We start from the raw sequence: 13544 nt of genomic DNA on the forward strand, positions 1-13544 counted from the left end.
TAGCGCGTCGTTCGTCTTATGGCTTCCGGCCGTTGGTATTGTCCGCCAAACAGCGGATAATCAGGCACGTTTTCCCGAAGGAGGGCTCATGCGAGTCGGATTGTTCGTCACCTGCCTGATCGACCTGATGCGGCCCGAAATCGGTTTTTCAGTGATCAAGCTGATCGAAGGCGCCGGTTTCGAGGTGATCGTGCCGCCCGCGCAAACCTGCTGCGGACAGCCGGCTTACAACTCGGGGGAGCGGCGTATCGCACGCGATCTGGCCGAAAAAACGCTGCGCGAGTTCGAGCAGTTCGACTACGTCGTCGTGCCGTCCGGCTCGTGCGGCGGCATGATCCGCGCGCACTACGGCGACCTCTTCGCCGACGATCCCGAGATGATGAACCGCTTCGGCAGGCTGCGCGCCAGGGTGTTCGAACTCACGGATTTTCTCGTCAACGTGGCTAAGGTGCAGTTGCAGCCGGGCGAATTCGCGGGTCAGGTGACTTATCACGATTCCTGTTCCGGCTTGCGCGAACTCGGCGTCAAGGCCCAGCCGCGCGCGCTGCTCAAGCAGGTGGGCGTGGCCGTGACGGAAATGAAGGATTGCGAGCACTGCTGCGGCTTCGGCGGCACGTTCGCGGTCAAGTACGGCGATATTTCTACGGCGATCGTCGACGAAAAATGCGCGAATATCGGCGCGAGCGGCGCGGGCACGGTGGTGCTCGGCGACCTCGGCTGCATGCTCAATATAGAAGGCCGTCTGCGGCGCACCGGCGATTCCACCACGCGGGTGCTGCATATCGCGCAGGTATTGGCCGGCGACGTGTAACGGCGTCGGCGGCGCAGCGTGTGATCGACCGCGCTGCGCACCACGCCGGTTCGCATCGTTCTTTTCATGCATATCGTTTCGCGCGTGTTGGTGCGCGCGTTCCGATTCGCGTTCTGATTCGATTACGCATAAGGCGGCTATGCAAGTTCAAACGATGCAATTCAAGGCGCGCGCCGGGCAAAAGCTCGCCGACCAGCGTCTGCAGCAGAACCTGACCAAGCTGTCGACCAAGTTCGTCTCGGCACGCGCCGCGTCCATGAACGCGATCGACTTTCCGGCCACGCGCGCCGCGCTCAAGGAGCGCCGTGACCGCGCGCTGGAGCATCTCGACGTGTGGCTCGAAACGTTCGAGCGCGAGGCCGGCCGGCGCGGCGTGACCGTGCTGTTCGCGGAGACGACGCAGGAGGCCGCGCGGCTCGTCGGCGATATCGCGCGCCGGCATGACGTGAAGAAGGTGATCAAGACGAAGTCGATGGTCACCGAAGAAATGCGCCTGAACGAGGTACTCGGGCAGATGGGCGTGGAGTCGATCGAAACCGATCTCGGCGAGTACATCCTGCAGATCAACGGCAACGAGCCGCCGAGCCACATCATCGCGCCGGTCGTCCACAAGGATAAGGACGAGATCGCCGATCTGTTCGCGAAGACCCACGGTCGGCCGCGTCTGACTGAAGTCACCGACATGACGCGGGAAGCGCGCGAGGTGCTGCGTCCGCATTTCATGACGGCGGACATGGGCGTGACGGGCGGCAACTTCGTGGTGGCGGAAACCGGCTCGGTCGTGCTCGTCACGAACGAGGGCAACGAGGGCATGTGCACGGTGATGCCGCGCGTGCACGTTGCCGTCACGGGCATCGAGAAAGTGTTGCCGACGCTGGAGGATCTCGCGACGGCAATGCGTCTGTTGCCGCGCTCCGCGACCGGGCAGGCTACGTCGAACTATTTTTCCCTGCTGACCGGACCGCGCGGCGACGGCGACCAGGACGGCCCCGAGCATATGTATGTGGTGCTGGTGGATGGCGGCCGCACGGGGCTGATCGGCGGCGACTTTCAGGAGATGCTGCGCTGTATCCGGTGCGGCGCGTGCATGAACCATTGTCCGGTTTATCAGAAGGTGGGCGGACACGCGTACGGGTGGGTTTATCCCGGCCCGATGGGCTCGGTGTTGACACCGAGTTATGTCGGCATCGACAAGGCGCTCGATTTGCCGCAGGCCGCGACGTTATGCGGCGAGTGCAATAGCGTGTGTCCGGTGGGCATTCCGCTGTCGGATCTGCTGCGCAAATTGCGCGAGAAACAGGTGGAGCGACGGCTGCGGCCGTGGAAGGAGCGGGCGGGGCTGGCGGTGTGGGGTTTTCTGGCGCTGCATCCGGACGCCTATGCGCTGTTCACCAAGCTGGCCGTGCGGGTGCTGGAGCGGATGGGCGGCAGAAATCGTTCGATCGCGAAGCTGCCATTGGGCGGCGCCGGCTGGACCAACACCCGCGATATGCCTGCGCCGGTCGGGCGTACGTTCAGGGAGTTGTACGCGGCGCAGCGCAGTCATATTGGGTGAGACGGGGCTCCGTAGCTCGCCACCGCGCCTGCAACTTTTAAGCTGTTTGGCCTTCAGGCGCCGAATCTGAGGAAAGAGTGCCGGTCGAAAATCAGGGCCGACCTGCACTCGTTGCCGACTTGGTCACCACCCGCCTCAATGATTCGTCATCCCGGACGGGTTTCGGCCTTCGTCGCCTCGAGGCCGGCTCTGATTACCGCCGCCACCTCCGTTACCTCGTCCACCGCCGTTACCCGCTTGTTGTGGCGGTGACGGCGGTGGCCCGCCGGCACCCGGTCGCGGTCCGCTCGAGCCACCTGGCCCACCCGGGCCGCCCGCTGAGCCGCGCGGCGGCGGTCCGCCTTGCCCGCCGCCATTGGGCTGGCCATGCCAGCCGCCACCCTGGCCGCGATTGCCGTTGCCATTGTTCGGCCAATCGCCCCGATTTCCTGGATTGCCGCGATAACCCGGCCCCGGCCCGTAGTAACGCCCGGGTCCGTCGTAGTATCCCGGCCCCGAATAACTGCCATAGCCAAGATAGACGTTGCTTTGCGGCACGACCGGCACGCCGGGCGCGTAGCCGTCGTAACTGTCATAGCCGCTGTAGCCGCCGCCGTAGCCGTTGCCGACCATCGGCGTGCCGTCCGGATAGACCGCGCAGCCGCCTAGCAAGGCCGCGGTCGCGAGTCCGATAAGTGGAGCAATGCGTTTCATGTGATGAGCCGGCGCGAGGTTGTCATGTTTGTAAGACCGCCATTATCGCCAGTCGTCGCCAAAGCTTTGTATGTGTTTGTAAGGAATATTTCTCGCCGCGCGCCTTGCGTCAAGCCGGTGAGGGACAGGCGCGTCAATGCACTGTTCCAGTTGGAGCAACGCTGTATCTCGGTTGGCTGGGTTTTTCCCGATTGCGTATTCCTATAGGATTTCGACTGGGCATAGTGAGCCGCAAGCTCATCCGCCCCTAATCGGAAGAAACGACATCATGAAAAAGACAATATCGGTGTACTGGCCCCTTGCCCTCGTCGCAACCCTCGCTGTGGCAGCTTATTTGCATATTTGCGGCGACGCCGCGTCGCGCGCGAAGCAGGCGCCGCTCGCGGCCGACCAGTTGACCGCTGAACTCGCACGCGCTGTGTCCTACGGCATGATCGACGACACCTCGACGCTGCCGGCAAAACCGCTGCGCGCGGTCACGACGATGCCGATGGCGGAAGCGTCGTAAGCACTGGGTAAATCGCATCACTGCCGGGGAGGCGGGAACACGCTTGCATGAACCCGCCAGCCGGGGCTGACGCGCCTGAGCCGCCTCCGGCAAGATTTCTCCCTGCTTTGTATAATCGCGCCACCGTTTTCCAACGGCCGTTCCACGCGTTCACTACCGCGCCCTGAAGCGCCTGAAAACCTCTGATGAAAACCGTGTCCATCTGCTTCGTCTGCCTCGGGAACATCTGTCGTTCGCCGACCGCGGAGGGCGTGATGCGGCGTCTGGTCGACGAGGCGAAACTGGCGGAGCGCATCCTGATCGATTCGGCCGGCACGGGCGACTGGCACATCGGCCAGGCGCCTGACGAGCGCGCGCAGCAGGCCGCGGGCCGGCGAGGTTACGAGCTGGCCGCGTTGCGCGGCCGCCAGATCGGCGCCGCGGATTTCGAGCGTTTCGACCTGCTGATCGCGATGGACGACAAAAACGTTGCCGCGCTCCACCAGGTCAGCGCGCCCGCGCAGCGCGAGAAGATCCGCCTGCTGATGGAATTCGTGCCAGAAACGGATGCGCGCTGGGGTGGCGCCCGCGAGGTCGTCGATCCGTATTTCGGCGGTGCGGAAGGTTTCGAGCAGGTGCTGGACCAATGTGAAGCCGCGTGCCGTGGGCTGATCGCCGCGTTGCGTCCCCAGTTGCTCACGTAACTCAGATAGCTCCCGCGCCGGGGCGCCAGACATGGCGTCCAGGCGTATCCAGCAATTAAGCAAATGACCCAAATCGCGGTAGGGATACTTGACTAAATCGCTCATGTATTTATACTTGACCAAACTTGTCGAGAATTGCGGTCCCCACACCATATGAGACTCACCACGAAAGGCCGTTTCGCCGTCACGGCGATGATTGACCTGGCACTGCGCCAGGAGCAGGGCCCGGTGACGCTTGCAGGTATCAGCCAGCGCCAACACATCTCCCTGTCGTACCTCGAGCAGCTGTTTGGCAAGCTGCGTCGTCATGAAATCGTCGAGTCCGTGCGCGGACCGGGCGGCGGCTACAATCTGGCCCGCCGCGCTGAAGACGTGACCGTGGCCGACATCATCATCGCGGTCGACGAGCCGCTCGACGCCACCCAGTGCGGCGGCAAGGGCTCGTGCGAGGGCACCAAGCAGCACGACGGCCACTGCATGACGCATGAACTGTGGTCCACGCTGAATCAGAAAATGGTCGAGTACCTGGACTCGGTGTCGCTCAAAGACCTGGTCGATCAGCAGCGCTCGCGCGAAGGCGCGCCGGCGGTGTTGCGCGACCGGCGCAACGAAGCGCAGGCGGTCGAGCCGGTGCGCGTGGCGCCGAAAGGGCCCAACTCAGTTTTCAACATGGCCGGTTCGTAGCGCGCGGTGCTTGCAGTAGAGCGAAGCATCGCAGCGAGATAAAAGAACCCAAGAAGCCAGAGCATATGACGTCCCCGGAGCAATTGATGAATAACGACTCTCTCCATCTGCCCATCTACATGGACTACAGTGCGACGACGCCGATCGATCCGCGCGTGGTGGACAAGATGATTCCGTACCTGCGCGAGCAGTTCGGCAACCCCGCATCGCGCAGCCACTCGTATGGCTGGGACGCGGAGCGCGCAGTCGAAGAAGCGCGTGAGAACGTTGCGAAGCTGGTGAACGCCGATCCGCGCGAAATCATCTGGACGTCGGGCGCGACGGAGTCGGACAACCTCGCGATCAAGGGTGCCGCGCACTTCTACAAGAGCAAGGGCAAGCACGTCATCACGGTGAAGACCGAGCACAAGGCCGTGCTCGACACCTGCCGCGAACTCGAGCGTGAAGGCTTCGAAGTGACGTATCTGGATGTGAAGGACGACGGTCTGATCGACCTCGACAAGCTGAAGGCGGCGATCCGCCCGGACACGATTCTGGTGTCGATCATGTCCGTGAACAATGAAATCGGCGTGATCCAGGACATCGAGGCGATCGGCGAGATCACCCGTGAAAAGGGCATTATTTTTCACGTCGACGCGGCGCAGGCCACCGGCAAGATCGAGATCGATCTGCAAAAGCTGAAGGTCGACCTGATGTCGTTCTCGGCGCACAAGACCTATGGTCCGAAGGGCATCGGCGCGCTGTACGTGCGTCGCAAGCCGCGTATCCGGATCGAAGCGCAAATGCACGGCGGCGGTCACGAGCGCGGCATGCGTTCGGGCACGCTGGCTACGCACCAGATCGTCGGTATGGGCGAAGCGTTCCGTATCGCGCGTGAAGAAATGGCGACCGAAAACGAACGCATCCGCATGCTGCGCGACCGTCTGCTGCGCGGCCTGTCGGAAATGGAGGAAACGTATGTGAACGGCGACATGGAAAAGCGTGTGCCGCACAACCTGAACATCAGCTTCAATTTCGTCGAAGGCGAATCGCTGATCATGGCGGTGAAGGATGTGGCGGTGTCGTCGGGTTCGGCATGCACGTCGGCTTCGCTGGAACCGTCGTACGTGTTGCGCGCGCTGGGTCGCAACGACGAACTCGCGCACAGCTCGATCCGCTTCACGGTGGGCCGCTTCACGACCGAGCAGGACGTCGATTACGTGATCAACCTGCTGAAGACCAAGATTTCGAAGCTGCGCGATCTGTCGCCGCTGTGGGAAATGCACAAGGACGGGATCGATATTTCGACCATCCAGTGGGCAGCGCACTGACGCGCCGTGCTGGACGACATCGAATTTATCGAATTGCAAATTGCAGGTTGAAATGGATCAAGGAGTGTAATCATGGCTTATAGCGAAAAGGTGCTGGACCATTACGAAAACCCGCGCAACGTCGGTTCCTTCGCGAAAGACGACGACGCGGTCGGCACCGGCATGGTCGGTGCGCCGGCTTGCGGCGACGTGATGAAGCTGCAGATCCGCGTGGGCGCGGACGGCATCATCGAAGACGCGAAGTTCAAGACGTACGGCTGCGGTTCGGCCATCGCGTCGAGCTCGCTCGTCACCGAATGGGTAAAGGGCAAGACGCTCGACCAGGCCATGTCGATCAAGAACACGCAGATCGCCGAAGAACTGGCGCTGCCGCCGGTCAAGATCCACTGCTCGATCCTCGCGGAAGACGCGATCAAGGCAGCGGTCGCCGACTACAAGCAGCGTCATGGCGAAGCAGTCGTCGCAGGCGACAAGCAACACGCGTAAAGCGGTTGCGGCGCGAGCCGGGTTTCACGCCTGGGTCGCGTCTGAGTGAATCGAAGCGGGCGGCAAAGGTGGAACGCGCCGTCCGGTATGAGCGATATTTGATGCAGGCAGGGTCGCAGCGCCTGAACTGCCGCGTGGGCCATCAAACGTCCACGCAAGCAGACAGACAGGCGCCGCGCAATGAGAAACGCTATGGCAATTACGTTGACCGAAAAGGCAGCACAGCACGTCCAGAAGTATTTGATCCGTCGCGGTAAAGGCGTCGGCCTGCGCGTGGGCGTGCGCACCACCGGTTGCTCCGGCTTGGCCTACAAGCTCGAGTACGTGGACGAACTCGCGCCCGAAGACGAAGTGTTCGACTGCAACGGCGTGAAGATCATTGTCGACCCGAAGAGCCTCGCGTATATCGACGGCACGGAACTCGACTTTGCGCGCGAAGGGTTGAACGAAGGCTTCAAGTTCAACAATCCGAACGTGAAGGACGAATGCGGCTGCGGCGAGTCGTTCCGGGTGTAAATCCGGGCATTGCCGCGTGCAGCGGATCAAAGGCGGCGCGTGCCGCCTTTTTAGTTTGATCCGCGCATTCGCCCTGGGCCGAGCGCCGCTTGCCATTTACCGCGCCTTCGAGCCGCGTTTTTAGACTGCACCCCGGTGCGCTTTCCTGAACGGACTCCTTCTATCCGATGGCCTCGCTGAACGACAGCCACTTCGACCTGTTCGATCTTCCGGCGCAATTCGCGCTCGACGCCGCAGCGCTCGACCATGCGTACCGCACGGTGCAGGCGCAAGTGCATCCGGACCGCTTCGCGGCAGCCGGTGACGCGCAAAAGCGCATCGCGATGCAATGGGCGACGCGCACCAATGAGGCGTACCAGACGCTGCGCGATCCGCTGAAGCGCGCCACTTATCTGCTGTCGCTGCGTGACGTCGATGTCGGCGCGGAGAACAATACGGCGATGGAGCCGGCGTTCCTGATGCAGCAGATGGAATGGCGCGAAGGCATTGAAGACGCGGCCGCGGCGAAGAACGTCGACGCGCTCGAGGCCTTGCTCACCGAACTGCGCGACGAAGAGCGCGTGCGCTTCAGCAAGCTCGGCGCGTTGCTCGACAGCGGCGCGAATCAGGCGGCGGGCGAGGCGGTGCGGCAGTTGATGTTCATCGAGCGGGTGGCGTCGGAAATCGGCACGCAGATCGAGCGGCTCGAGAACTAGTCGCACAGGCGGGCAGGGCGCTCCAGCGCGGCGGCGTTCCGTGCAAGCCGGCGCCGCGCAGAGAGTGCGCAGACCCACCGCCCAGACACATACGCAGTCGTAGCAATACATCCAGCAACGCGAAAATTCAGGACGGGGCGAAACGGCCCCGAGAAGATCCAGATGGCCCTACTGCAAATCTCCGAACCCGGCATGGCGCCGGCGCCCCATCAGCGGCGTCTGGCGGTCGGTATCGATCTCGGCACCACCAATTCCCTCGTCGCCGCCGTGCGCAGCGGCGTGCCCGACGTGCTGCCCGACGAAGACGGCCACGCGCTGCTGCCGTCGGTGGTGCGCTACCTGGAAAAGGGCGGCCGCCGGATCGGCCGCACGGCCAAGGCCGAAGCGGCAACCGATCCGCGTAACACGATCGTGTCGGTCAAGCGCTTCATGGGCCGCGGCAAGGCGGAAGTGGAAGGCGCCGAAAACGCGCCGTACGATTTCGTCGACGCTCCCGGCATGGTGCAGATCCGCACCGTCGACGGGGTGAAGAGCCCGGTCGAAGTGTCAGCGGAAATTCTCGCGACGCTGCGCCAGCGCGCCGAAGACACGCTCGGCGACGAGCTGGTCGGCGCGGTCATCACGGTGCCGGCTTACTTCGACGAAGCGCAGCGCCAGGCCACCAAAGACGCCGCGCGTCTGGCCGGTCTGAACGTGCTCCGTCTGCTGAACGAGCCGACCGCAGCCGCGATCGCCTACGGCCTGGATAACGGCTCCGAAGGCCTGTTCGCGGTGTACGACCTCGGCGGCGGCACCTTCGATCTGTCGATCCTCAAGCTCACCAAGGGCGTGTTCGAAGTGCTGGCGGCCGGCGGCGATTCCGCGCTCGGCGGCGACGATTTCGACCACGCGCTGTATCGCCACGTGCTGGAGCAGGCGGGCATCGCGCCGCAAACGCTGGCCCCCGAAGACGTGCGTCTGCTGCTGGACAGCGTACGCGTGACCAAGGAGGCGTTGTCGAGCGCGCCCTATGCAACCCTCGCGGCGACGCTCTCGAACGGCACCCGCCTCGATCTGACGATCGACGAGGCTACTTTCGAGTCGATCACCCAGGCGCTGGTGCAACGCACGCTCGGTCCGACGAAGAAAGCGCTGCGCGACGCCAAGGTCACCACCAAAGAGATCAACGGCGTGGTGCTGGTCGGCGGCGCGACGCGCATGCCGGTGGTTCGCCGTGCGGTCGAGTCGCTGTTCGGCCAGCCGCCGCTCACCAATCTCGACCCGGATCAGGTCGTCGCGCTCGGCGCGGCGATTCAGGCCGATCTGCTGGCCGGCAACCGCGGCGCGGACGGCGACGAGTGGCTACTGCTCGACGTGATTCCGCTGTCGCTCGGCGTCGAGACGATGGGCGGTTTGACCGAGAAGATCATTCCGCGCAACTCGACGATTCCGGTCGCGCGCGCGCAGGATTTCACCACCTTCAAGGACGGCCAGACGGCGATGGCGATCCACGTGGTGCAAGGCGAGCGCGAGCTCGTCAGCGACTGCCGTTCGCTCGCGCGCTTCGAGCTGCGCGGCATTCCGCCGATGGCGGCCGGCGCGGCGCGGATTCGCGTCACGTATCAGGTGGACGCGGACGGTCTGCTGTCCGTGTTCGCGCGTGAGCAGGGCTCGGGCGTGGAAGCGTCGGTGGTGGTCAAGCCGTCCTACGGTCTCGCCGACGACGACGTCGCCAGAATGCTCGAAGAGAGCTTCTCGACCGCCGAAGTCGACATGCGCGCCCGCGCGCTGCGCGAGGCGCAGGTCGAAGCGCGCCGTCTGGTCGAAGCGACCGACGCGGCGCTGGTCGCCGACGCCGAGTTGCTCGACGACAGCGAACGCGCCGAGCTCGACGCGTTGCTGACCGCGCTGCGCGACATTGCCGGCAGCGACAACGCCGACGCGATCGAAGCCGCCACCAAAACGCTCGCCGAAGGCACCGACGAATTCGCCGCGCGTCGCATGAACAAGGGCATTCGCCGAGCGCTGGCCGGCCGCAAGCTCGACGAGATCTGAATCAACGCGCATGCCGGCCGGCTTGCAGGCCGCCGGCATGCGCACGTCACAACCGAAGCGCGTCGCGTGGACTTAAAAACTCCGCGCGACGCCAGTAAAATGGCGCGGAGCCTGCTGGCCGCCGCCGTGCCTCAGACCCAAACGGAAAATGTATGCCTCAAATCGTTGTGCTGCCTCACGTCGAACTGTGCCCGGAAGGCGCGGTGATCGATGCCGTGCCCGGCAAGAGCATTTGCGACAACCTGCTCGAACACGGCATTGAAATCGAGCACGCGTGCGAGAAGTCGTGCGCCTGCACGACTTGCCACGTGATCGTGCGTGAGGGTTTCGCCGCCTTGACGCCGTCCGAGGAAGACGAGGACGATCTGCTGGACAAGGCGTGGGGGCTCGAACCGGCCTCGCGTCTGTCGTGCCAGGCGATGATGCCGGCCGAGCAGGATCTGGTCGTCGAGATCCCGCGCTACTCGATCAATCACGCGAAGGAAAACCACTAACAGGAGGTTGCAGCCATGAAGTGGACCGATACGCAAGACATCGCGATGGCCCTGACTGACAAGCACCAGGACATCGATCCGCAGCAGGTGCGCTTCACCGATTTGCACCGCTGGGTCATGGAGCTGGAAGGATTCGACGACGATCCTGACCGGTCGAACGAAAAGATCCTCGAGGCAATTCAGGCTGCATGGATTGAAGACGCGGATTATTGATCGCGCTTCACCCTACTGGCGGTAAACAGAAAAAGGCGATTCCATCTGGAATCGCCTTTTTTTACGCCTGCCGGAAAGGCTGAAAAGCCCAAAAAAGCTCAGGCCGTCTGCGGCTAGCTTGCCACCAGCGTACCGTTCTCGATCCGCACGCGTTGTCCTTGCTGGAACGGCGGCGCTTCGTGGTACGTGAAGTAGCGGGTCTTGCCGCTTTCCATATGCACGCGCACCGAATACGCGGTCGTGCTGCGGATATGCTTCTCGACCGAGTTACCCGCGAAACCGCCGCCGAGCGCGCCGAGCACCGTCATCGCGGTACGTCCGCCGCCGGCGCCGAACTGATTGCCGACCAGCCCGCCGGCCACTGCGCCGCCGACCGCACCGATACCGGTGCCATGACCTTCCTGACGCACAGCCGAAATCGCGACTACCGTGCCGCAGCTCGAGCAGTACGCCGGTTGTGCCGGTTGCTGCTGCGCGTATTGCGGCGCGGCCTGGCCTTGCTGTTGTTGAGCATATTGTTGCTGCTGGGCGGGTGAGGGCACCGGTGCGCTTGGCGCCGGTTGCTGAGCCTGCTGCACAGCTTGCGCTTGTTGAGCTTGCTGCGCTTGTTGCTGCTGTTGTTGCGCCGACGGGTTAGCTGGCGCCGCCGAGTCGACCACGCCCGGCTGGGTCGTGACCTGCGCGGCCTGAGTCTGGTCGTTCTGCGCGCCGTTGCTCGACGCCTTGGGGAACAGACCCGTGACGGCGGCTGTGGCGGCCAGACTCGCGATGATGATTGCGCCCGCCGCAGTAGCGACGAGCGGGTGAATACGACGTGATTGCGTGGTTGGGTTCGGGTTGTCCATATTGGCCTCCGTCTTGCAGAGTCGACTGTTATTGAGACTCAGTGTCGGGCAAATCGATTCCGGCAGGGTTTCAATTTGTAACGAGCTACACGCAATCATCGTACCCAAACCGCGTCAAAGGCGCGCGCCGGCTGCCAGGCGCCTTGATTCTTCAGCGTTTGCCGGGCTTGGCAGGGCGGCGCGCATAGCGCGCTATGCGCAGCTTTTACCGACGGTTACAAAGCGTTGGCCGCTGCGGTAGCCGCTTTCAGCGGGATTTCTGCGATTTTTCCGTTGCGGCATAAAAAACCGCCCGGCATCGACCGGGCGTTTTTTGCTGCATACCACACGCAAACATCGGCGCGCCGGGCGCGCGACGCTCAGTCTTCGCGACGCAGATGCGGGAACAGAATCACGTCGCGAATGCTCGGGCTGTCGGTCAGCATCATCACCAGCCGGTCGATGCCGATCCCGCAACCGCCGGCCGGCGGCATGCCGTATTCCAGCGCGCGAATGTAGTCCGCGTCGTAGAACATGGCTTCTTCGTCGCCGGCGTCTTTCTGGTCGACCTGCTTCTTGAAGCGGGCGGCCTGGTCTTCCGGATCGTTCAGTTCCGAGAAGCCGTTGGCGATTTCACGGCCGGTGATGAACAGCTCGAAACGCTCGGTGATGCTCGGCGCCGCGTCCGACGCGCGCGCCAGCGGCGACACTTCGACCGGGTAGTCGATGATGTAGGTCGGCTCCCACAATTGCGACTCGGCGGTTTCTTCGAACAGCGCCAGTTGCAGCGAGCCGACGCCCGCATTCAGGAACTGCGGCTTCGACGCGTCCACGCCGAACTTCTTCAGTTCGGTGCGCAGGAAGTCGCCGTCGGCCAGTTGCTCGTTCGTGTATTGCGGTGCGTACTTCTGGATCGCCTGGGTGATCGTGAGGCGATGGAACGGCTTGGCCAGATCCAGTTCACGACCCTGATAGCTGATCGTGGCGGTGCCGAGCGAGTCGATCGCCGCCTGGCGGATCAGTTGCTCGACGAAATCCATCAGCCACTTGTAATCGGTGTACGCCGCGTAGAACTCGATCATCGTGAATTCCGGATTGTGGCGCACGGAGACGCCCTCATTGCGGAAGTTACGGTTGATCTCGAACACACGCTCGAAGCCGCCGACCACGAGGCGCTTCAGATACAGTTCCGGCGCGATACGCAGGAACATCTGCATATCCAGCGCGTTGTGGTGCGTGGTGAACGGCTTGGCCGCGGCGCCGCCCGGAATCGGGTGCAGCATCGGCGTTTCGACTTCCATGAAGTCGGCGTCGGACATGAACTTGCGGATCGACGAAATCGCCCTGGTGCGCGCGACGAACGTGGCGCGCGTTTCCGGCGTGACGATCAGGTCGACGTAGCGCTGACGGTACTTCATTTCCTGGTCGGCGAGACCGTGGAACTTGTCCGGCAGCGGACGCAGCGACTTCGACAGCAGACGCAGTTCGGTGCAGCGCACCGACAGCTCGCCCTTGTTGGTGCGGAACAGCACGCCGCGCGCGGCGACGATGTCGCCCATGTCCCACTTCTTGAACGCGTCGTACGTTTCCTGACCGACGTCGGCCGGCGTGATGAAGAACTGGATCGGACCCGAGCCGTCGCGCACGGTCGCGAAGCTGGCCTTACCCATCACGCGCTTGAGCATCATGCGGCCGGCGATCGCGACCTCGAGCGGATTCGCTTCGAGCGTTTCCTTGTCGGTCTCGGCGTACTGCGTTTGCAGATCGGCGGCGTGGTGGGTGGGGCGGAAATCGTTCGGATAGGCGACGCCCTGCTCACGCAACTCGCGCAGCTTTTCGCGGCGCTCGGTCATGATCTTGTTGTCGTCGCCTTCGGGCGCCGCACTCGGCTGGGTCGTTTCGGTCATGATGATTTGGTATTCGGTGGCCCGCGGGGAACGCCCCACATGCGGGTGGCCAGTCAGTGTAAAAACCTCAGGCGGTAAAAAGAGGCGGCGCGGCAGTGCAGGGCATGACCCAGGGCACCGCCGCGCCGTGT

At 63.5% G+C, this 13544-nt stretch carries 15 protein-coding genes; 12 read left to right on the forward strand and 3 right to left on the reverse strand.

From position 1 onward, the window contains the following. Nucleotides 1–88 precede the first annotated feature (88 nt). Together HWY05_RS23285 and HWY05_RS23290 are read left to right on the forward strand one after the other, a co-directional pair. Entirely contained in the window at nt 89–811 is a 723-nt protein-coding gene (locus tag HWY05_RS23285) for a (Fe-S)-binding protein (protein ID WP_035546502.1), read from the forward strand. A gap of 139 nt (nt 812–950) precedes the next feature. After that, nucleotides 951–2366, forward strand: coding sequence for a lactate utilization protein B (locus HWY05_RS23290; RefSeq protein WP_176059789.1), 1416 nt, complete (start codon nt 951–953; stop codon nt 2364–2366). Between the two features lie 135 nt (nt 2367–2501). Here the strand turns inward: HWY05_RS23290 and HWY05_RS23295 are convergent, their stop codons facing one another. Continuing rightward, the gene (locus HWY05_RS23295) at nt 2502–3059 is read right to left on the reverse strand and encodes a hypothetical protein (RefSeq protein ID WP_035546499.1); all 558 of its coding nucleotides are present in this window, start codon (nt 3057–3059) and stop codon (nt 2502–2504) included. Nucleotides 3060–3327: 268 nt separating this feature from the next. Between HWY05_RS23295 and HWY05_RS23300 the strand changes: the two genes are divergently transcribed. The 10 genes from HWY05_RS23300 (at nt 3328) to iscX (ending at nt 10682) form a co-directional block, all read left to right on the forward strand. Continuing rightward, nucleotides 3328–3567: a hypothetical protein gene (locus tag HWY05_RS23300; protein ID WP_035546497.1), complete on the forward strand. Its 240-nt coding sequence runs from the start codon at nt 3328–3330 to the stop codon at nt 3565–3567. A gap of 185 nt (nt 3568–3752) precedes the next feature. Further along, complete coding sequence (locus HWY05_RS23305; RefSeq protein ID WP_035546495.1) at nt 3753–4250, forward strand: low molecular weight protein-tyrosine-phosphatase; 498 nt, start codon at nt 3753–3755, stop codon at nt 4248–4250. A 153-nt stretch (nt 4251–4403) separates the two neighbouring features. Further along, on the forward strand, nt 4404–4934 hold the full coding sequence (gene iscR / locus HWY05_RS23310) for a Fe-S cluster assembly transcriptional regulator IscR (protein ID WP_035546494.1): 531 nt from the start codon (nt 4404–4406) through the stop codon (nt 4932–4934). 86 nt (nt 4935–5020) lie between these two features. Beyond that, entirely contained in the window at nt 5021–6244 is a 1224-nt protein-coding gene (locus HWY05_RS23315) for an IscS subfamily cysteine desulfurase (RefSeq protein WP_176059790.1), read from the forward strand. Between the two features lie 72 nt (nt 6245–6316). Beyond that, nucleotides 6317–6730, forward strand: coding sequence for a Fe-S cluster assembly scaffold IscU (gene iscU / locus HWY05_RS23320; RefSeq protein ID WP_035546491.1), 414 nt, complete (start codon nt 6317–6319; stop codon nt 6728–6730). 192 nt (nt 6731–6922) lie between these two features. Next, nucleotides 6923–7246 carry an iron-sulfur cluster assembly protein IscA gene (gene iscA, locus HWY05_RS23325; protein WP_035546490.1) on the forward strand — a complete coding sequence of 108 codons (324 nt, stop codon included), beginning with the start codon at nt 6923–6925 and terminating at the stop codon, nt 7244–7246. Between the two features lie 167 nt (nt 7247–7413). Beyond that, nucleotides 7414–7941 (forward strand): Fe-S protein assembly co-chaperone HscB, encoded by a 528-nt coding sequence (hscB, locus tag HWY05_RS23330; protein ID WP_035546488.1) that lies wholly within the window; start codon nt 7414–7416, stop codon nt 7939–7941. A gap of 162 nt (nt 7942–8103) precedes the next feature. Then, nucleotides 8104–9975, forward strand: a complete 1872-nt coding sequence (gene hscA / locus HWY05_RS23335) for a Fe-S protein assembly chaperone HscA (protein WP_176059791.1) — start codon at nt 8104–8106, stop codon at nt 9973–9975. Nucleotides 9976–10127: 152 nt separating this feature from the next. Beyond that, nucleotides 10128–10469 carry an ISC system 2Fe-2S type ferredoxin gene (gene fdx, locus HWY05_RS23340; protein WP_035546484.1) on the forward strand — a complete coding sequence of 114 codons (342 nt, stop codon included), beginning with the start codon at nt 10128–10130 and terminating at the stop codon, nt 10467–10469. A 15-nt stretch (nt 10470–10484) separates the two neighbouring features. Beyond that, on the forward strand, nt 10485–10682 hold the full coding sequence (iscX, locus tag HWY05_RS23345; RefSeq protein ID WP_035546481.1) for a Fe-S cluster assembly protein IscX: 198 nt from the start codon (nt 10485–10487) through the stop codon (nt 10680–10682). A gap of 113 nt (nt 10683–10795) precedes the next feature. Here iscX and HWY05_RS23350 read toward each other — a convergent pair whose 3' ends face one another. Continuing rightward, nucleotides 10796–11527 carry a glycine zipper 2TM domain-containing protein gene (locus HWY05_RS23350; RefSeq protein WP_035546479.1) on the reverse strand — a complete coding sequence of 244 codons (732 nt, stop codon included), beginning with the start codon at nt 11525–11527 and terminating at the stop codon, nt 10796–10798. 359 nt (nt 11528–11886) lie between these two features. Then, complete coding sequence (gene lysS / locus HWY05_RS23355; protein WP_176059792.1) at nt 11887–13413, reverse strand: lysine--tRNA ligase; 1527 nt, start codon at nt 13411–13413, stop codon at nt 11887–11889. Between the last annotated feature and the right edge of the window lie 131 nt (nt 13414–13544).

Source organism: Paraburkholderia sp. BCC1876 (genome assembly GCF_902833695.1).
Classification (GTDB): Bacteria; Pseudomonadota; Gammaproteobacteria; order Burkholderiales; family Burkholderiaceae; genus Paraburkholderia.

Bases quoted from the DNA above. Each gene is read 5' to 3' on its own strand.
- HWY05_RS23285 (WP_035546502.1), top strand. From the start codon at position 89: ATGCGAGTCGGATTGTTCGTCACCTGCCTGATCGACCTGATGCGGCCC.
- HWY05_RS23290 (WP_176059789.1), top strand. From the start codon at position 951: ATGCAAGTTCAAACGATGCAATTCAAGGCGCGCGCCGGGCAAAAGCTC.
- HWY05_RS23295 (WP_035546499.1), bottom strand. From the start codon at position 3,059: ATGAAACGCATTGCTCCACTTATCGGACTCGCGACCGCGGCCTTGCTA.
- HWY05_RS23300 (WP_035546497.1), top strand. From the start codon at position 3,328: ATGAAAAAGACAATATCGGTGTACTGGCCCCTTGCCCTCGTCGCAACC.
- HWY05_RS23305 (WP_035546495.1), top strand. From the start codon at position 3,753: ATGAAAACCGTGTCCATCTGCTTCGTCTGCCTCGGGAACATCTGTCGT.
- iscR (WP_035546494.1), top strand. From the start codon at position 4,404: ATGAGACTCACCACGAAAGGCCGTTTCGCCGTCACGGCGATGATTGAC.
- HWY05_RS23315 (WP_176059790.1), top strand. From the start codon at position 5,021: ATGAATAACGACTCTCTCCATCTGCCCATCTACATGGACTACAGTGCG.
- iscU (WP_035546491.1), top strand. From the start codon at position 6,317: ATGGCTTATAGCGAAAAGGTGCTGGACCATTACGAAAACCCGCGCAAC.
- iscA (WP_035546490.1), top strand. From the start codon at position 6,923: ATGGCAATTACGTTGACCGAAAAGGCAGCACAGCACGTCCAGAAGTAT.
- hscB (WP_035546488.1), top strand. From the start codon at position 7,414: ATGGCCTCGCTGAACGACAGCCACTTCGACCTGTTCGATCTTCCGGCG.
- hscA (WP_176059791.1), top strand. From the start codon at position 8,104: ATGGCCCTACTGCAAATCTCCGAACCCGGCATGGCGCCGGCGCCCCAT.
- fdx (WP_035546484.1), top strand. From the start codon at position 10,128: ATGCCTCAAATCGTTGTGCTGCCTCACGTCGAACTGTGCCCGGAAGGC.
- iscX (WP_035546481.1), top strand. From the start codon at position 10,485: ATGAAGTGGACCGATACGCAAGACATCGCGATGGCCCTGACTGACAAG.
- HWY05_RS23350 (WP_035546479.1), bottom strand. From the start codon at position 11,527: ATGGACAACCCGAACCCAACCACGCAATCACGTCGTATTCACCCGCTC.
- lysS (WP_176059792.1), bottom strand. From the start codon at position 13,413: ATGACCGAAACGACCCAGCCGAGTGCGGCGCCCGAAGGCGACGACAAC.